Annotated in this window: 17 protein-coding genes; 16 read left to right on the top strand and 1 reads right to left on the bottom strand. The window is 47.4% G+C overall.

All coding sequences use genetic code 11. The features are described 5' to 3' along the window. Positions 1-60 precede the first annotated feature (60 nt). From HXW94_RS09250 to HXW94_RS09185, 14 genes are read left to right on the top strand one after another with little or no spacing between them, the layout of a single operon-like run. Entirely contained in the window at positions 61-900 is an 840-nt protein-coding gene (locus tag HXW94_RS09250) for an STAS domain-containing protein (protein WP_178366615.1), read from the top strand. A gap of 22 nt (positions 901-922) precedes the next feature. Then, positions 923-1,303, top strand: a complete 381-nt coding sequence (locus HXW94_RS09245) for an STAS domain-containing protein (RefSeq protein WP_178366614.1) — start codon at positions 923-925, stop codon at positions 1,301-1,303. Beyond that, on the top strand, positions 1,284-1,700 hold the full coding sequence (locus HXW94_RS09240) for an anti-sigma regulatory factor (protein ID WP_178366613.1): 417 nt from the start codon (positions 1,284-1,286) through the stop codon (positions 1,698-1,700). Before HXW94_RS09245 ends, HXW94_RS09240 begins: the two co-directional genes overlap by 20 nt. Continuing rightward, positions 1,688-2,704, top strand: coding sequence for a SpoIIE family protein phosphatase (locus tag HXW94_RS09235; protein WP_178366612.1), 1,017 nt, complete (start codon positions 1,688-1,690; stop codon positions 2,702-2,704). The genes HXW94_RS09240 and HXW94_RS09235 overlap by 13 nt, the downstream gene beginning before the upstream one ends. Positions 2,705-2,718: 14 nt before the next feature. Next, on the top strand, positions 2,719-5,358 hold the full coding sequence (locus HXW94_RS09230; protein ID WP_178366611.1) for a PAS domain-containing hybrid sensor histidine kinase/response regulator: 2,640 nt from the start codon (positions 2,719-2,721) through the stop codon (positions 5,356-5,358). Between the two features lie 13 nt (positions 5,359-5,371). After that, positions 5,372-5,779: a response regulator gene (locus tag HXW94_RS09225; RefSeq protein ID WP_178366610.1), complete on the top strand. Its 408-nt coding sequence runs from the start codon at positions 5,372-5,374 to the stop codon at positions 5,777-5,779. Between the two features lie 43 nt (positions 5,780-5,822). After that, on the top strand, positions 5,823-8,315 hold the full coding sequence (locus HXW94_RS09220; RefSeq protein WP_178366609.1) for a chemotaxis protein CheA: 2,493 nt from the start codon (positions 5,823-5,825) through the stop codon (positions 8,313-8,315). A 21-nt stretch (positions 8,316-8,336) separates the two neighbouring features. Continuing rightward, the gene (locus HXW94_RS09215) at positions 8,337-9,551 is read left to right on the top strand and encodes a response regulator (protein WP_178366608.1); all 1,215 of its coding nucleotides are present in this window, start codon (positions 8,337-8,339) and stop codon (positions 9,549-9,551) included. Continuing rightward, complete coding sequence (locus HXW94_RS09210) at positions 9,548-10,930, top strand: response regulator (RefSeq protein WP_178366607.1); 1,383 nt, start codon at positions 9,548-9,550, stop codon at positions 10,928-10,930. The genes HXW94_RS09215 and HXW94_RS09210 overlap by 4 nt, the downstream gene beginning before the upstream one ends. A 34-nt stretch (positions 10,931-10,964) precedes the next feature. Then, on the top strand, positions 10,965-11,369 hold the full coding sequence (locus tag HXW94_RS09205; protein WP_178366606.1) for a response regulator: 405 nt from the start codon (positions 10,965-10,967) through the stop codon (positions 11,367-11,369). 4 nt (positions 11,370-11,373) lie between these two features. After that, positions 11,374-13,290 (top strand): chemotaxis protein CheA, encoded by a 1,917-nt coding sequence (locus tag HXW94_RS09200; protein WP_178366605.1) that lies wholly within the window; start codon positions 11,374-11,376, stop codon positions 13,288-13,290. Between the two features lie 30 nt (positions 13,291-13,320). Further along, on the top strand, positions 13,321-13,920 hold the full coding sequence (locus tag HXW94_RS09195; RefSeq protein WP_178366604.1) for a hypothetical protein: 600 nt from the start codon (positions 13,321-13,323) through the stop codon (positions 13,918-13,920). Further along, positions 13,920-14,306: a response regulator gene (locus tag HXW94_RS09190; protein ID WP_178366603.1), complete on the top strand. Its 387-nt coding sequence runs from the start codon at positions 13,920-13,922 to the stop codon at positions 14,304-14,306. The genes HXW94_RS09195 and HXW94_RS09190 overlap by 1 nt, the downstream gene beginning before the upstream one ends. Then, the gene (locus HXW94_RS09185) at positions 14,290-16,221 is read left to right on the top strand and encodes a response regulator (protein WP_178366602.1); all 1,932 of its coding nucleotides are present in this window, start codon (positions 14,290-14,292) and stop codon (positions 16,219-16,221) included. The genes HXW94_RS09190 and HXW94_RS09185 overlap by 17 nt, the downstream gene beginning before the upstream one ends. Here the strand turns inward: HXW94_RS09185 and HXW94_RS09180 are convergent. Next, positions 16,218-17,855 carry a PAS domain-containing hybrid sensor histidine kinase/response regulator gene (locus tag HXW94_RS09180; protein ID WP_178366601.1) on the bottom strand — a complete coding sequence of 546 codons (1,638 nt, stop codon included), beginning with the start codon at positions 17,853-17,855 and terminating at the stop codon, positions 16,218-16,220. The genes HXW94_RS09185 and HXW94_RS09180 overlap by 4 nt on opposite strands. A 382-nt stretch (positions 17,856-18,237) precedes the next feature. On the opposite strand from HXW94_RS09180, the gene HXW94_RS09175 reads away from it, so the two are divergent. Together HXW94_RS09175 and HXW94_RS09170 are read left to right on the top strand one after the other, a co-directional pair. Beyond that, on the top strand, positions 18,238-18,612 hold the full coding sequence (locus HXW94_RS09175; RefSeq protein WP_178366600.1) for a response regulator: 375 nt from the start codon (positions 18,238-18,240) through the stop codon (positions 18,610-18,612). 10 nt (positions 18,613-18,622) lie between these two features. After that, complete coding sequence (locus HXW94_RS09170) at positions 18,623-19,036, top strand: ATP-binding protein (RefSeq protein ID WP_178366599.1); 414 nt, start codon at positions 18,623-18,625, stop codon at positions 19,034-19,036. Positions 19,037-19,189: the final 153 nt, after the last annotated feature.

Here is a 19,189-nt window from a genome sequence, read left to right as displayed (position 1 = left end):
GCTGGGTGCTGGGTGGTGGGAAATGGAAATTCTTATACTCTTAAAATAAGGAGATAACAGATGTCTGAAATTGAGAAAAAAACTGCTGAATTGTTGAAAAAAAATGAAAAACAGATTCATGAGCTATGGAAAACGCTGTTGATCGCCAAGGCAAAAAATCTGGTGGAGATGATCGGTCTGGATCGCATGAAGGAGAATACCCTCGAGGTCTTGGGTCAGTTTTCAGCGTTGCTGTCTTCTGGTACGGACATCCAGATGGATGACTATCGACAAATGCGCAAAATTTTAGGTGATTTAAGCAAGGATCTGACCCTGAAAAACATGAGCCCATCCGAAACCGCCACCTTTATCTTCTCCCTGAAAGATGCCATTGTGCCGGTATTCCAGAAAGAGCACAAGGATGACCGCCTTCTCATGGATTATATCCTCGTTATCAACAGGGTCATTGACCAGTTGGGGCTTTATACCTTTGAGGTCTATCTTGAATCCAGAGAAAGTCTGATTCGTGAGCAGCAGCAGGCATTTATGGAGGTCTCGGTCCCGGTGGTGAAGATATGGGACCGCATCCTCATGATTCCGCTGGTGGGGATGCTGGACAGCACCCGGACACAACTGATGATGGAAACCATGCTCACGTCACTGGAGGATAACCAGGCCAATGTGGCCATTCTGGATATTTCAGGTATCCCGGTGGTGGATACCCTGGTGGCCAGGCACCTGGTGACTGCGGCCTCGGCAGCCAAACTCATGGGTGCCGAATGCATCATTACCGGCATCCGGGCCAAAATTTCCCAGACCCTGGTGCAGCTGGGGGTGGATTTATCAGGGTTCAGCACCTGCAGCACCTTGGCCGACGGGTTGAGAATGGCCTTGGCGTCAACCGAACAGCGCATCGGATAACCAAGCCATAAGGACGAGAACTATGAACAATGTCACCATTTTAAAAATTGGAGAGACCATTATTGTTCCAATTCAGATTGACCTCCATGATGCGGCCGCCAAATCGCTCCAGGAAGATATCTTAAAACGGATTGAGAAATATGGATCTAAAGGATTAATCATTGACGTATCTGCGGTCGAAATCATTGATTCCTTTCTGGGTCGGGTGCTGGTGGAGACCAGCAAAATGGCCAAACTGATGGGGGCTGACACGGTGATCGCAGGCATGAGAAAAGAGGTTGTATTGACCCTGCTTCATCTGGGCCTGGCCATGGGTGATCTCAAGACCGCCCTGAACATCGAGGAAGGATTAGTCCTCCTGAGCCGTCAGCAGGGGAGGAACAATGAAAAAAGTATCAGATAGTCTGAAAATCAATGTTGAGGTCATGGATCAGGAGGACGTCATCGTGGTCCGCCAGGAGATCCGGCAATTGATGCGGGGGCTGGGGTTTTCTCTCATGGATCAGACCCGGGTGGTTACGGCGGTGTCGGAACTGGCCCGGAATATTATTGTCCATGCCGGCCAGGGCCGGGTGGAGGCCTATCAGGTTATTGATCAACATCGCATCGGGATCTCCTGCATTTTCACAGATGAGGGACCGGGAATCCATGATGTTCAAAAGGCCCTGGAGCCGGGATTCAGTACGGCCAATTCCATGGGGATCGGCTTGGGCGGTGCAAAAAATCTGTGTAATGAATTTGACATCGAGTCAGCCCTTGGCAAAGGCACAAAGGTAACCATTACAGAATGGCTGAAGTAAAAAAAACAAGCACACAGACATTTATCATCTCTCACGAGTTTGATGTGCTGCGGGCCAGAAAATACGGTGCAGAGATATCTGAAAAGATGGGGTTCCGGGAAATCAGCCAGGCTGAAATTGATATTGTGATCAGCGAGCTGGGCACCAATATCGTCAAGCACAGCCGGGCCGGAGGTATCCTTGTATTCCGGTCCATAACCATGGGGCCCATTGAAAACGGCCGGTTGGAAATCGCTGCCCAAAACAATGATAAAACCCTGGGCAAGGGGTTTGAACAGGTAAAAGAAAATCTTGAGAAGAACCAGTCCACCACAGCGACGTTGGGGATTGGTTTGTCCGGTATCCGGCGTATGACAGACTCATTTGATCTTCGGCTGACCCAGGAAAATAAGTTAGAATTTATCGTTTCCAAGCTGGTGGATGCCGACCTGCAATCTCCTGTGAAGGTCAGTGTCATCTCCCGGCCTATTCTGGGGGAACGGGTTTCCGGAGACACCTATTACAGCCGCCAGAGCCGGAATGAAATCCTGTTCGGCGTGGTGGATGGCCTGGGCCACGGCCCTGAGGCCCATAAAGTTGCCGAGCTGTCGGAGCGCATTATCGATATTCATTACCTAAAACCCCTGGGACTGATAATAGAACAGCTCCACCGTCATCTTCGGCAAACACGCGGGGCTGCCGTGTCGCTGGCCAGTATTGATTTTTTACAGAATCAATTATCCCACATCAGTCTGGGCAATATCGAAACCCGGCTGTATAAAAGGGGAAAATGTGAGAAACTCATGACATATAACGGCACTGTGGGGGCGCTCATCCCCCGGTTCAAAGTCATGACCTACCCGTTTGCCAAGGGAGACTGTGTTATCATGACATCGGACGGTATTTCAGACAAATATGAGGTGGATTCAAAAACCCTGCTTTCAGTACCCCAGAAGGTGACGCACGTTATCATGTCGGAATTCGGCAGGAATCACGACGATGCAACCGTGCTGGTGGTCAAATAGGGAACTAAGCTGACATGGAAACACATCGGCATAACATAAAACCGGAACCGGATGAAAAAGATCTGAAGATCCGTCAGCTGACGCATGAGTATAAGAAACTCCAGCAGGAGTTGGAGTTGACCAACCAGGGCATGATTGCCCTGCACCATGAACTGACCCAGAAGGCCACATTGCTTGAAAAGGAGAACGAGGCCCGGAAAAAGGCAGAGAAACGGCTCATCAAAAGTCGGGATCAACTGCGTCTGATTACCGATTCCCTGCCCGTACTCATCGGGTATCTGGATAAAAACATGATCTGCCGGTTCATGAACAAGGCCTGGGAAGAGTGGTATGGTACAGACCTCTCTACGGTGCTCAACAAAAAGTTCAGCCAGGGAATCGGCACCCATGGGTTTAATAAAATGCGGCCCTACCTTGACAGGGCCCTTTCAGGAAGGCCGGTGCGACACGAAGACACATTGCAATTCCCCAACGGTGTAAAACGGGTGTTTACGGCCCACTACATTCCCCATCTGGACGACGCAAGACGTTGCCTGGGATTTGTGATTTTGCTTGAAAATATCACCCAGATGAAATTCATGGAACAGGATTTGAGAACCGCAAAGGATCAAGCTGAAGCAGCCAGCCTGGCCAAAAGCGAGTTTGTCGCCAACATGAGCCATGAAATCCGGACACCCATGAACGGGATTATCGGCATGACCGATCTGTTGCTGGCCACCGCGCTGGATGACACCCAGAAACGCTATGCCCAGGTGGTCAAACAGAGCGGAGACGCATTGCTCTCCCTGATCAATGACATTCTTGACTTTTCTAAAATCGAAGCCGGCAGACTCGACTTTGAAAAGCTGCCCTTTGACCTGAAGACCGCCATTGAAGATACCGCCGAACTCCAGTCCCTGAAAGCGGAAAGCAAAAATCTGGAACTGGCCTGCATGGTGGACCCCGGACTGCCTGATCAGGTGATCGGTGATCCCGGACGACTCCGGCAGGTGCTGGTGAATCTCATCGGCAATGCCATCAAATTCACCCATGAGGGGCAGATAGATATTATCGCTGTTCTCGAAGGCCAGACCGATTCTTATCTAAAAGTCAGGATTACAGTGAAAGACACAGGCATCGGCATACCATCCAACCGACGAGAGCAGCTGTTCCTTGCATTTTCCCAGGTGGATGCCTCAACTACCCGTAAATACGGGGGCACCGGTTTGGGGCTTGCCATTTCCAAGCGGCTGGTAGAAATGATGGGAGGCGATATCCAAGTCGATTCGGTTGTCAATCAAGGGTCATCATTCCATTTTACCGCAGTGTATGAAAAAAATAATGCCCCGAATAAGCCGGATAAGTCTCCCCCATCGGTTCCCAGGAAAATACAGGGAAAACGGATTCTGGTAGTGGATGACAATCCGTTGCTCAGAGATATGTTTCGCTCCTATCTGGCATTTTTGGAATGCCCCTGCGACGTATCCGAAAACGGCCACGAGGCCCTCCTGAAGCTGAAAACCGCCTGTCGGGAAAATAATCCCTTTCATATCATCATGATCGACTATGTCATGCCGAAAATGGACGGGATTGCTTTGGCCAGGGAAATTAGAAATGACAAGGAGATCGGTTCTGTTCAGCTTGTCCTGATGGCTTCCCAGTCACAAGTCGGTGACGCGGCCCTGGCACAAGAGAGCGGTTTTTCGGCGTATCTCACAAAACCCGTCAAGCGTGTGTCTCTTTTTGAGTGCCTGGAACAGATCTCCAACCCCGCATCACAAACGGCACGCCCTGACGGAGACGTACCGCTGACGACCCGGCATACCCTGTCCGAGTTCAGTGAGAAAAAATTGAATATTCTGGTGGCCGAAGACAATCCCATTAACCAGGAACTGGCCTATGAACTGCTTCACACGGTGGCCGGCCATCATGTGACCATGGTGGACAATGGCGGAGACGCCATCACCTTTCTGGAATCAAATCCCTGTGACCTGGTGCTGATGGATATCCAGATGCCTGTTCTGGATGGGTTGTCCACAACCCGTCTGATTCGCGGCAAAGATTCCACGGTAAAAAATCCCCGGATCCCGATCATCGCCATGACCGCCCATGCCATGAAAGGAGACAAGGAAAAATGCCTCGCCGCTGGGATGGACGGCTATCTTCCCAAACCGATCCAGGCCGAAGAGCTGTTTTCAAGCGTACTCAAGATATTGTCCGAACGCGGCATCATTAAATCGGATGCCTTTGCCATCCCAGAACCTGAACATCCGGTAAGCACCAAAGGGGTCAAAACGGTTGAGGCAAAAATACCCGGAGGGCTGTTCGACAAGCAATCTTTTTTATCTCTCCACGCCCACAACAGTCCCCGTATTGCCATGAAGCTGATTGAGATGTTTTTAAAACATTATGCAAACGCCTTGGCCGATGTGGCGGCCGCAGTGGAACAGAAAGACCCCAAGGCGCTGAATTCAAAGGCACATTTTTTAAAAGGGATGGTCGGCAACTTTTCACAACTTGCCCATGATCAGGCACTGGTGCTGGAACAGATCGGCGGGTCAAAGGATCTGTCCGGTTCCCGTGAGTCACTGTCGCAGCTTTCCCGAACCGTGGAACAACTGGCCTGGGTTTTAACGGAATATGCAACGGAACTTGAACGGGATGACACCCCATGAAAGGACATAAATCATGATAGAAAAAGATTTTCGGATAATGGTCATTGACGATGAGCCGGTAACGGCCCAGGCCATTACACTGGGTATCCAGGCGCATAAAGCATACGCGATTCAGGTATTCAGCGACCCGGTAGACGCTGTAAAACAATTTATGGAAAATCCGGTACATCTGGTGATCACGGATTTGAGAATGCCTGAAACAGACGGGTTTGAGGTGATCGAAAAAATGCACGACCGTAATTTGAGCACCAATTTTATCGTCATCACCGGAGAGAAAAAGGTGACTTCCGTGGTACAGTCCAGATGGCTGGGGGCCAACTACCTGTTCTTTAAACCTGTGGATTATGATGAGCTGCTCAAAGCCATTGACGAGACCTATCAGCGCGTATGTTACTGGGAAAAACGCTTGAAGGAAGTATAGCGGATTGCAAATGGACGCGTATTTGAGGAGACGGAGATAAAATATGGATACAAGTTTGGAAGCCATTCGCAAAGAATTTTACCTGGAGGCTGGCGAACTGCTGGAAAAGGCCGGCGATGACATCTTGAAAGCAGAATCCGCCCTGGAAACGTCAGCGTATTTAAACGCCATCTTCAGGGATGTCCATACCATCAAAGGCGGTGCCGGGATGCTGGAAATGAACGCGATTTCCACATTCTGCCATAAGCTGGAAGGGCTTTTGAACATGCTCCGGGACGGATCGTGCATGCTTTCGCCGGAGCTGGTGGATCTGATTCTGGCAGGGTTGGACCATATCACTTTTTTAATGAACGAATATGCTGAATCCGGTAAGGGCATCATCGACCAGAATTTAGTGGAACAATTTGAGGATGCGGTTTCAGGTGGCTTGTCCGTACCTGTACCGGGGAAAAAACAATTCAGGATGTTCACCGGTGCCGCATTGGAGATGGCAGTGGATCTGGCAGACTATTGCGCCCAGGTGGTTGATAATCTATCCGATCAGATCACCACTTTTAAAACCATTGGCTCCAGCCAAAGCCTTGAGGTGGCGGCAAGGTTTGCCGGGGAACTGAAAAAAGGCGGCAAATTCATCGGCCTGGACCTTGTTTTTCATTGGGGATCAGCACTGGAATCCTTTTGCCTGTGGATCGCTGACGGACAAAGCCGGGATGACGGCCAGGCAATTGCCCTGCTTGAAACGGCTGTGACCCAGTTGAAACAGACCTTTGTTCTGATGCGCAAAAACAAAACCCCTGCGGACCTGCCCAAAGTCTATTCCGATATCCAGGGGATGATGGCCGGTGAACAGCTAGCGGATGAAGACATTTCCGAAGATGACGTTTACCAGGAAGCGGTGGCAAACCTGATGATGCAAAAGGGGTTGTTGTCCGAACTGGCTGAGGATATTCCCCTTGACGAGATCCAGCAAGCCGCCCTTTCAGCGCTGCTGGATAATATGTCAGGCCCGGTCCGGGAGCTGGGACTGGCGGACATGCACGCATGGATAAATGATGCCGTCATTGCCCTGGCCCAGGAAGACGATTCAACTCTGAGCGAGAAACTCTCCGCGATTATCTCTACCCTGGACGACCTCCAGGAGCCGCCCCGGCGTATCGGTGAAATCCTTGTGGCAGAGGGAAAAATATCCCCCACCGATATCCATGACTCGTTGGCCCGGCAAAAACCCATCGGCCAGATGCTGGTGGAAGCGGGCAAGGTGAAGATGACGGATGTCAAACAGGCCGTGAGTAAACAGAAACTAGCTGCGGCGGCAAGTCAGGTCCAGGAGGTTCCGGATGTCGCTGCTATCAAAACGGAAACCCTGCGCATCGACCAGGCCAAAGTCGAACAGATCACCAATATGATCGGTGAAATGACGATTCTCCGGAATACCTATGAGTTTATCATGGACCAGTACCATGGCAATCACCTGTCGGCAGAAAAGGCAATGAACGCATTCCATAACGAGGTGCAGATTTTTTCACGGCTTGCCGAAGACCTTCAGCATGGTGTGTTTTCTTTGAGAATGATTCCCATCGGCGGGGTTTTTCAAAAATTCAGTCGGGTCGTTCGGGATATCAGCCGAAAGCAGTCCAAACAGATTGAGTTCTTAACGTATGGCGATGACGTAGAGATTGATAAAAAGATTGCCGATGTCCTTTCAGACCCCCTGGTTCATCTCTTGAGAAACGCCTGTGACCACGGGATTGAGACCCCGGGTGACCGGATTCGTTCCGGTAAGGCCGAGAAAGGCACCGTCAGCCTGAAAGCCTCCCAGGAAGGTAACAACCTGCGCATTGTCATTGCCGATGACGGTAGGGGAATCGACCGGGAACGGTTATTTGAAAAGGCAAAAGCAAAAGGATTTGAATACGCATCCAAAGATGATCCGGATCTGCTGGACGTGATTTTTTCACCCGGGTTTTCAACCAATAGTCAAGTAACGGATATATCCGGGCGGGGCGTTGGCATGGATGTGGTGAAAACCAATATTGAATCCATGGGCGGAAGCGCCGGCCTGGAATCCGACCAGGGCAGCGGTACCCGTGTCATCCTTTCTATTCCCATGACCATGGGTATCAGCACAGCCCTGATTGTGATGTCCCAAGGCAATCCCTATGCCATTCCCTTTGATTCCATTTTGAATACCATCAAGGTGTTACCGGATGCGATTAAAGAAAATCAGGGCACCATGTTTTTCAATTATAGAGATGAAATTCTACCGGTCAGGCATCTGGAAGCCATATTGTCCTCCGGCAAAAACGGATGGCTGAAACAAGTGAAATCATCCCAAGATGAGGTAACCATTGTTGTGGTAAAAACAGGTCAGAGCAAGTTCGGTGTTGTCGTAGACCAGATGGACAGAAAGATGGAAGTGGCGATCAAACCGCTGCCGGGTATGTTCCAGGGACTGGATGTGTTCAGCGGCGTGAGTATCATGGGGGACGGCAAGGTGCTGCTGGTGTTGAATCCTGAATTATTCATAGCCGCATAACGGTCAAAAAAAAAAATGACAATGAAGAAAACACCCTCATATGAAGAACTGGCGCAGATGCATACCGCTCTGCTCGAAAAACGAAAGGCCGAACGTATTGCGATCAGAGAGCTGATCGGCAATATCGGCCATGAGATAAGGACGCCCCTGAATGGCATGCTCGGCTACTCAAACATCATTAAGGACCAGCTCGGGCCGCTTCTGACACAAAAACATACCGGCTACCTGAACCATATCATTGATGCCGGGAACCGTTTGATGGACAGGGTGTCTGACCTGTTTGAATACTACGACGCCACCTCGGAAGAACTGGTTCCCTATTTTCAGCATCTCCTGCGGCAGGATCTGAAAAAGGAGTGGATGGCCAAGTATCTTCCCAGGGCCAGTGCCAAAGGATTGTTGTTCGATATTCGCATAGACCCTGAGATTCCGTCGCATTTAAAACTGGACGGGGGAAAAGTATCCAGAATCCTCGGCCAGCTCTTGGGCAACAGCCTGAAGTTTACCCAGAAGGGATCGGTGATCCTGGAAATTCAACTCCCCCAGAATCCGCTGCTGCTTTTGTTTAAGGTGATTGATACGGGCAAGGGACTTTCCGTGGATGAACGGGATCATCTGTTCCAGCACGATGTGACCGCCGTGTCTTCCTACAATAAAGAGAGTGACGGCTGCGGCCTTGGTGCGGCCGTTGCCATGACCCTGGTGCGTCTGCTGGGGGGGGAAATATGGGTGGAGCATACATCGGAAAAAGGGACATGTGTCTGTTTTACAACACCTTTCCAGGCGGTTACACAAGAAGAAGAAAAAGATGCGGCGCTTGCCACACTGGATACCGTGTCTGATTCCGGCGCTTTGAACATCCTTTTGGCGGAAGACGATGAGATGAATCAAAAAACCGTATACTATTTCCTCAGAAAGCTGAACCATATCGTGGCCCTGGCGAAAAATGGCCGGGAAGTACTGGAGCTTTTGGAAGCCCGTTCCTTTGATGTGATCCTGATGGATATAAAAATGCCGGTGATGACCGGCGTGGAAACCACCATGCATATCCGCAGATCAAGCAACGCATACAAGGATATACCGATTATCGCAATGACAGCCTATGCCAGAATAGAAGACTCACAAATGTTTAAAAAGGTGGGCATGGATGATCATGTGATTAAGCCGCTTGATTTCAAGATCGTGATGGACAAAATACAAAAGGTACTCAACAGGAAGGAAAGAGAGGGGATATGAAAATCGATCCAAACATTAAAATCCTTGTGGTTGATGATTCCGGCACCATGCGGATCATGTTCCAGCAGATTCTGAAACAGGTTGGTTTTGAAAATCTGATCATGGCCAAAAACGGGAATGACGGCATTGAAAAAGTAAACGCGCAAAAAATCGACCTGGTGATCAGCGACTGGAATATGCCGGAAAAGGACGGACTGGATTTTTTAAAATGGTTGAGGAGCGAGAAAGCCTACAAAGATCTTCCTTTTATCATGGCAACGGCCCAGGCGGACAAGGGACAGCAAATTGCCATAATGGAAGCCGGCGGCAACGGCCATGTGCCCAAACCGTTTACGGCAGACCAGATCAGGGATGCGATTAAAAAGGCCATGTCTCCCGCCGGCAAACAGGAGCAAAAGAAAAAAAAGCGAAATGTCCTGGCCGGCAAAGTGGATCTGAAAGTGGCCCATATTCAGATCACGGACCACCTGGTCCTTGGGGCCTTAAAGCACCGGATTGAACAAGGGGAGGTTACCCCCGGGCATTTTAACCTGATTACCGATCAAATGCAGGGCTGGAATCCGATTCAGGACGGGCTGGAGAACGGCGACATTGACTGCGCATTTGTGCTGGCGCCCATTGCAATGGATTTGTTTGCATATGACGCCCCTATTAAACTGGTTCTTCTTGCCCATAAAAACGGGAGTACCTTTGTCCGCAGCCGGCGGTGGGACAGGCAACAGGAATCCTTGCACACATTTTACAAGGATAAGGTTGTAGACATCCCCCATAAAATGAGTGTCCATCACATGCTGGCCCATCAATTCCTCCTGGACCTGGGACTTAATCCGGGCGTTCCGGGCAAAGAGATCATTAATGTGCGGTTTGAAGTCGTACCTCCGGTGCAAATGCCCGGGATCATGAAAGAGAACAGCAATGTCGGCGCATTTATGGTAGCTGAGCCCATCGCCACCAAATCCATGGTATCCGACATTGGGGATCTTGAATTTTTTTCAGCCACAAAATGGAAGGATCATCCCTGCTGTGTCGTGGCCATGCAAGATGATTTTATGGAAAAATTTCCGGAAGCGGCCCAGGAATTTGTATCGCTTCTGATTGAGACCGGTGCCTATGTCGAAGCGGATAAAGAAAGAGCCGCTCAGATTGGGACAGACTTTCTGGATCCGGACAAAAAGATCGGTTTAAACCCCAACGTCCTGCAGACGGTTTTTTCCCAGCCCCTGGCGATTAAAATGAATGATCTTTATCCGGTTCTTGAAGATCTGGATGCCATACAACAGTATATGCATGATGTCATGCATATCGGTCGGCTGATTGATCTGGAAAAATTTGTGTACACCGGGTTTGCGGATAACGCGCAACCGGTTGATGCATCATGATAAGGCTCCATAAGGCACTAAAGGCATAAAAATTATGACAAAACAAGGATTTTACATCAGTATCCTGGCCGGCGAGGACGTGGCAAGCCAAATGTCGCATAAGACAAGATTCAAATATACCATTGAGACCTTTTCTGAACCGGTTCAATTGCTCAGATCCGTGGAAGAGAAACCCTGCAACTTGCTCATTATTGAAGTCAATCATCCCGAATTTAACGGATTTGACGTTAAAAAGCAGGCTAAAAAAATCGTATCATCTGCAAATCTTATTTTTGTCAGCAAAAAACGTGACTTGGCAACGGTTTCAAGCTGCCAGCGGCACGGGGCGGATTACCTGTTCTTTACGCCCCTTGACAGGGATAAATTTTTTGACGCCATTTCTATTTTATCCAGGCGGCGTCAGTACTGGATGGACTTAATGAAGGAAATAAAAGAATAGACCCATGACGGAATGGAAAGATTTAAACATCGACGAAGAGATCATTGAAAAATTTATTGAGGAATCCCTATCCGGCCTGGACGTTCTCACCCCGCAGCTGTTTAACATCTCAGAAAAAGGCGATGAGGTGATTGACGCGGTTTTTCGCTGGGTTCATACGGTCAAGGGGACTTCCGGATTTTTCAATCTAACCGGCCTTCAGCAGTTTTCCCACAGATTTGAAACTTTTCTTCAGCAGATAAAATCCGGGGATATAGCGCTGGAACATACGGTTAACAATATAGTAACCGAAGGGGTGGACTTGATCTATGACCTGCTTGTGGGGTTAAAGGCGAAGTCCGTTGATATTCCAGATATTTGTGATGAATTTTTAAACGCCCTTGACAAACAGCAGGCCGAACATGCCCTGAATGCGATTGACCAATTGATATCCATTACAGACCAATTGGTGTCAAACAAGTCGTTTTTTTCCGACCAGGGCATTCCCATGGGAATCCCCCAAGCGGTTTCCATCCTGGAAAAAGTAATTACGGTGTCAAATTTGCCGGCTTCAAAGAAAGCCGAAGTACCGGAAGGGGAAAAACAGGAATCGGCGCAAGAGGCATCCAAGCCTGATCCGTTACCCGAGGAACCCGTCTCCTTGTCTCCGGAGCCGATATGTCCACCGCCTGCAGAACCGGAGTCTGCCTTAAAATCGGTGGATTTAAAAGAAGACACCCTGAGAATCGGTGCCGGGTATCTGGATGATTTCACCCGCAAGACAGAAGCCCTTGTCATGGATAGAAATTATCTTGAAAATCTGGAACGTGAGATCAAGCCCCACCTGCCGGATCGGATATCCCGTGAACTGGGGGGCGGACTGGTGGATTTGGAAAATAATATCGCCGGTTTGCAAAAGGCACTTTTTTCAATAAGATCCAGTCGGCTGAACGAATTGTTTGAGCGGCTTCCGCGGATGATCCGTCAACTTGAAAAGGATCTGGACAAACCCGTGGAGCTCAAAATTGCCGGCCAGGATATTGAGGTAGACCGCTCTATCATCAGCATCCTGGCAGATCCCTTGGTTCATCTGATACGCAATGCCGTGGATCACGGTCTGGAGAACAAAGCCGAACGAACCCATCTGGGTAAGCCGGCGATCGGCCTGATACAGGTGGTTGCCGCTAAAACTGAGGAGTGGCTGGAACTTAGAATCCAGGACGACGGCAAAGGCATTGATCCGGAAAAAATCCTGGCCAAGGCCATATCAAAAGGCATTGCGGACAAAACAAAAACGTATACCAACGAAGAAATTTATCGCTTTATTCTGGCACCCGGGTTTTCAACCGCTGAAAAAGTAACCAACGTGTCCGGCCGTGGTGTGGGGATGGATGTGGTGATGTCAGCTCTAAAAAAGCAAGGGGGAAATATTGCCATCGAATCGACCCTGGGGAAAGGATCTGTGTTCAAGCTGCTGATTCCCATCAAGCAGGGGTCGTTGACCAAAGAAGTGCTGCTGGTGGAGATCGACGGTCAACAGTATGCTGTGAACCATCAATGCTTGAAAGAGATCATCCGTGCCGAAGAGATCGTTTATCGGGAACATCAGTCTTCGGCCATGCTCAACCATCGCAATGAGCTGATCAGAATCGCAGACATGGGAAGAATCCTTCACTGCAATGGAACATCAGCAGGAAAGGACCGAAACCAGGGACGGTATCTGATTCTGGAAGATGAAAATAAAAACGTCATTGCAGCCCGGGTTGACAAAACCCTGGGACGCCTCCAGGTGGTCATTAAACCATTTGACCATGAACTGCTGAAAAGCAATCCCCTGTTTGAAGGCACGGTGGTCATCGGCTCGGGACAACCACTGTTGGTGATTTCACTGGTGGATGCGGAGGTTTTCTCTGGGAATGAAGCCACTCCCCTTGGGACGTGATATAAGCCTGTTTTGAGATGAGGTTTTCTTATGGAAAAATTTGAAATATACAAAGAGATCATTGCTGAGCTTATCAATACCGGCATCGGCAAGGCGGCATCCATACTGAATCAGATGCTCAATGAGGAGATAGAGATCAACCTGCCAACGGTCAGAATACTTGATCATGAACAATTCATGGAATGGGAGCAGAACCTGAATTATAAAGAAGGGTTTGTTGTGGTCAATCAGGATTTCGGCGGTGAGTTCTCGGGCCAGGGCATGGTTTATTTTCCCCTGACAAATGGAAAAACACTCATCAACACACTGATGGATCTCAACGACGATACCTTTGATGACTCCTTTTCAGCCATTGATCTGGATGCCATCGGCGAGGTGGGAAATACCATCATCAATTCCGTACAAGGCACGATCAGTGATATGGTTATGGTCGAGTCAAAACTGGGACTGCCCACTGTCACTGTAAAAGATGAACTGGTTTCGATGATTGATCACGGTCAAATGTGCCTGGTGGGTGAAACAATTTTCAGAGCAAAAAGTGCCTGTATTGAGGGGGTGGTACTTTTGGTCTACTCTTATGAGAATATGGAACTTATTTTAAGAAATGTGGAATTTGGAGACGACTTTTAATGGATATTTTATTGGCAGATGACTCTCGGTTGGTACGCAATACCTTTAAACGCTACCTGAAAATGTTGGGATATGCGCCGAATGTGTTTGAGGCGGAAAACGGCGCTAAAACGATAGAGGCATGGAAGGCACATGCCCCTGATCTCATGATTCTGGATTTGATCATGCCTGAGCCGGATGGAGAGGCTGTATTAAAAACCGTCCGGAAAACGGATGAATCCTGTTTCATCGCGGTGTTGTCCTCAAATTTCCAGGCACCTGTGAAGATCCGTATAATAAATAATGGGGCGAACCTTTTTATTGAGAAACCCCTTTCACCTGAAAAGGTCAAAGAGGTGATGATGGCATTCAAGGTATTTCAGAAAGAACATGGACTCACCGAATAATAATCAATTCGCAGCCCAACTGAGAACGTTCTATGATCAAATGAGCATGGGCGTCCTTGTGGTTGACCGGCAGTTGCGTATCAGATTCCTGAACCAATGGATTATTGCCAGGCTCTCTTCCGCGTGTAAACACGATTACGGCAAACTGGTGACACAGTCGAAGTTATTGCATATCCAGCCCCAGATTGAGGCTGTGGTTGATCGCGCACACAGCCACATTATTTCACAAGCCTTTCATACCTGGATACTTCCCCTTGAAGACAACCGATTTCAAGACGGATATATGAGGCAGCGGTGCTTTTTATCCCCGCTTGAAATTGACGGCAGTGTTTATGCCATGCTTCAGGTCCAGGATACCTCGGATATGCACCTGAAGATTCTGCAGCTCAATGATGCCAGAAAAGAAACAAAACGGACCATTGAGGCCAAAGATACGTTTCTGTTCAGTGTATTTAATGATATACGCAAACCCTTGGCAGGAATATTGTCCAAATTGAAACCCGGTGATGACGCAGCATTGTCGCAACCTGACGAAATTGTCATGCCGGGATTTAAAAATGATATCGATCAATTACTGAATATGGTTGATGATGTACTGGATCCTGCGGTAGCTGATACAAATAGGGTCAGCTCATTTTTGGAATTGTATCATGTTTTCAAACTGATTAAAAAAGAACTCAATCTGTTTAAACGCGAATTGAGAGAAAGGCAACTTGATACGCGCATTGAGGTCTCAAATGATCTGCCCGAAACCGTCATGGGGGATGCCGGACGCATTGGCCGGGTGCTTCATCATCTGCTGCGCAACGCAGTCAGATTTTCAGATGTCGGCAGGATTTCCATTGTCGTGGAAAAATGCCGGGTCAGACACCTGCGTTTTAAGGTCCATATTCAAGGATTATGGATACCTGATTTGAATCTTCAGCTCCTGCTGGAAGAATTTCAGGCACAAAAAATCCAATATCCGAAAAAATACAAAAGTTTTGCTATCGAATTATACCTGGTAAAGAATCTGATTTCTGAAATGAATGGGCACATACGGGGAAAAGCAAACCCGACAGACGGCACCACATTCACATTTGAGATCCCTTACATAGATACCCTGAAAATCGACGTTGAGAAAGATGAGACGTGTTCACAGGCTGATTCTCTTCAACTGATACTGGCTGAAGATAATATCATGATTCAGCAATACATGGGCCATATAATAAAAAAGAAAGGATTTGGCCTCACAATTGTAAACAATGGCCAAGAACTCATTGAGGCATTAAAAAAAGACCGTTTTGATTTAATTCTTCTGGATATACAGATGCCGGTCATGGATGGTGTAACCGCCGCAAAAATCATCCGGACCGGTGATATGGAACCTTGGAACTGCGATATCCCCATCATTGCCGTGACCGCCTATGCCACAGACAGGGATAAGGAGCGGTTTATGAAAGCGGGGATTAACGCCTGCCTGTCAAAACCGGTGAACCAAGAAGCGCTTTTCAAGTTGATCAGGCAGTTTTTTGAGCATAAAGAGGCGTCAGCCACACGGCCTGTTTCTGAACAAAACACCGGCATGACAGGTGATTTCAAAAGGGATATTGGAAACTTTATGGCGGATGTGGCAGACGACCCGGCGTTTATCCAGGAGATCTTTCAGAGCTTTCTTGAACAGTCCCGGATCCGTATGGAGAGATTGAAAAAGGGGTTCGATGCTTTGGACAGGGATGAAATCGCTCTTGCCGCACACAAGGTTTCCGGCCTGCTTGCATCCATCCGTCTGTATTCGACAGTGGAGTTGAGCCGGCTGGTCGAACATTATGCCATTGAAGATAACGTCACCCTATGCGTCCAGCCATATAAAGACCTCACGGTACAGATGCAACGAATCACCGACCATATCCAGAAGCTCCTTGATCGGCTTTAATGGTTGTTTGTATTGAGTTGTTGATATATTTTTTTTAACAGGGTGTCGGTATCGACCGGTTTGCTTATATAATCGTCCATTCCGGCCTCTATGAATTTATCCCTGTCCCATTTTTTGGTATAGGCTGTCAATGCGATAATGGGAATATCGGGTCTTGAGGCGGAATTTCTGATCCGGCGGGTTAGTTCGATTCCGCTCATTCCAGGCATTTGAATATCCATGAGAATGATATCGAAATGCGCCTGTTCCAATGCATCCATAGCCTGTCTGCCGTCATGGGCAATGGTCGTGGCGTGTCCCTTCCGTTTTAAAAAATACGTCATGACTTTAGCATTCATTTCATCATCTTCTGCAAGGAGGATATTCAGGCTGTGGTCGGATACGTCTTGATTGCCGGAGACCGGTTCGGGTGTTGATTTCCTGATCTCCTGGACCGCTTTAAACACAATCGAAAAATAGAAAGTACTTCCTTTGCCGGGTTCGCTCTCACACCCAATGGTGCCGCCCATCAGTTCCACCAATTCCTTTGATATGGCCAGTCCCAGCCCGGTACCTGCATATTTTTTTGAATAGGTCGCATCCACTTGATAGAATTTTTCAAACAGCCTTGCCTGCTTATCTTTGGGGATACCGACACCTGTGTCGGTGACTTTAAACAAGAGCAACTCATTTTCAGGCATCTCGACTGAGACGGTTATCAATCCCTTTTCTGTGAATTTAACCGCATTGTTGAGCAGATTTCTTAACACCTGTTCGATGCGGTACTCGTCAGCAATGAGCTTTGGGGGAATATCCGGTGCCGGAGTGACGTTTAAATTAATGTTTTTATCCTCTATCATCCCCTTCATTGACTGTGTTATTTGCGCCATCAGCTTTTTCAGATCAAAGGGATTCGTATGAATTTCCATCTTTCCTGCTTCTATTTTTGAAAAGTCCAATATACCGGTTACAAGATATAACAGTCTGTTGGAACTCTCCAGAATATTGTTGACGCACTCCATTTGTCGAGGGTTCAAGATACCATTGCTTTGTTCCTGCAGCATTTGTGAAAGACCGATCAAGGCACTGATCGGTGTTCGAATCTCATGGCTCATATTTGCAAGAAAATCGCTCTTGGCTTGATAGGCTTTTTCTGCGGCTATGGATTTTTCGCGTAATTGTTGTCCAAGTCTCTTTTTTTCGGTGACATCAATGCCGATGGCCCATGATTTCCACCCCGGCATGGGATAACTTGACGCGATACTGAACCAGCGGATTATCTTATGCCGCCCGTCTTTACAGACAAGCGTGAATTCTACATCCCGGAAATCAGTGTCGGACTTTAACCGGTCAAGTACCTGCCGGCGATAACCGGGGTCCGGATACAGTATGGCAAACGCATGGGGATTGGCCACAATATCAGAATGGGTATAGCCGGTAATCCTTTCACACTCCCTGTTCCAGACAATGAAATCAAAATTATCGTTAAACGCCACCATGGCAACCGGCATATGCGTCATTACACGCCGCAGTTGCTGCTCACTTTGCTCCAGTCCTCTCATGGCCGGTTGACGCTGGGTAATGTCCGTAATTTTTTGGAATATCCCCTTTAGTTTAAAAATGTTATCCTTAATTAAGATTTTGATTCGTTCCATACCAATCCCATCCAGTGATATTGTAATTCTTTGGATCGCCAGCAATTCTCATTTTATTCTCTCACAAAGCCCCAAAGGCACAAAGGCTTCACAAAGTCGAATAAAAAATACTGGTGTCTTGGTGCGAGTTTTTCAGCTAAAAAGATTCATATTTAGAATTGCTGTTGGGTCGCAGTTTTCATTGTTGTGATTAAAAATAAGGATTATAATTTTTTTTCTTCAAAAATGCATTAGAAATTCAAAAAAAGCCGATCAAGGCCCTCAAACACAACGGTTTATTTCTATTGTAAAAAAAAGCTGCCTGGAACACTGGATAAGACTGAAGAAATATATTATCCTGTAAAGAATAATTTGGGGACTGTTTCTGTTTATACCAAATATTTTGATTGGAATCGAATCGGCTATGCCATTGATACTGATAATTGACGATGAAGCATCAATTCTGAAGATGTTCGAGAAGTTTTTTAGATTAAATTCATATGATGTCATAACAGCAGATAATGGTGCGGATGGCATTGCATTGTTTCATAAACACCATCCCGACGTGGTGATAACGGATGTTGTCATGCCTGATAAAGAAGGCCTTGAAACGATCAGGGAACTCAAATCTATTGATTCGGATGCAAACATTATTGCCGTCACAGGCGGCCCATCAATGTATTTGAAAAACGCCAGATTATTTGGCGCAAAAGAGACGTTTCAAAAACCGGTTGACAAAAAAGAGCTACTTTCAACAATTAAAAATATGCTTGAATAATCAAACATAAGTGGAAAAAGATACTTTAATAAACGAAAATAAACTTTCAATCCGTTCAGACAAAGATTACTCTATAATTTCATCCTGTTTACTTAATATTTTGAAAAAAATAGGTGTTGGAACGTTAAAGTGTGCACAGACATTGTTTGTTTGCAGGGAACTGGCTGTCAATGTGTTGGTTCATGGAAAGGGCGGTGATATTATATTTTCTCAAATATCCAACGCTAATGGGCAAGAAGGCGTCCGGCTTACGTTTTCAGATAAAGGGCCGGGTATCCCTGATATCAGGAAAGCCCTAAAAGGCGGTTTCAGCACGACAGGATCGCTTGGTGTTGGTTTAAGCACTGCAAGGGACCTGTCTGATGACATGCATATTGAATCCTCCTCTGAAGGGACAACTATTACAGTATGGGTGTGGAAATAACTTCCATAAGGTTTTTTATTAAAGTGTATAGTCGATTTAAAAGTATTAAAAAATATTAATAAGTAATTTATTAAAATCATAAGTAGTGTTTTATATAGTAAAAATCCTGACCCGAAGGGCCAGGATTTGGGTTAAGCCCAGAGGGCATGAACT

It is taken from the genome of Desulfobacter latus (assembly GCF_013389365.1).
GTDB lineage: Bacteria > Desulfobacterota > Desulfobacteria > Desulfobacterales > Desulfobacteraceae > Desulfobacter > Desulfobacter latus.
The sequence above is the reverse complement of the archived record's forward strand: the minus strand, read 5'-3'. Positions and strand labels throughout refer to the sequence as shown.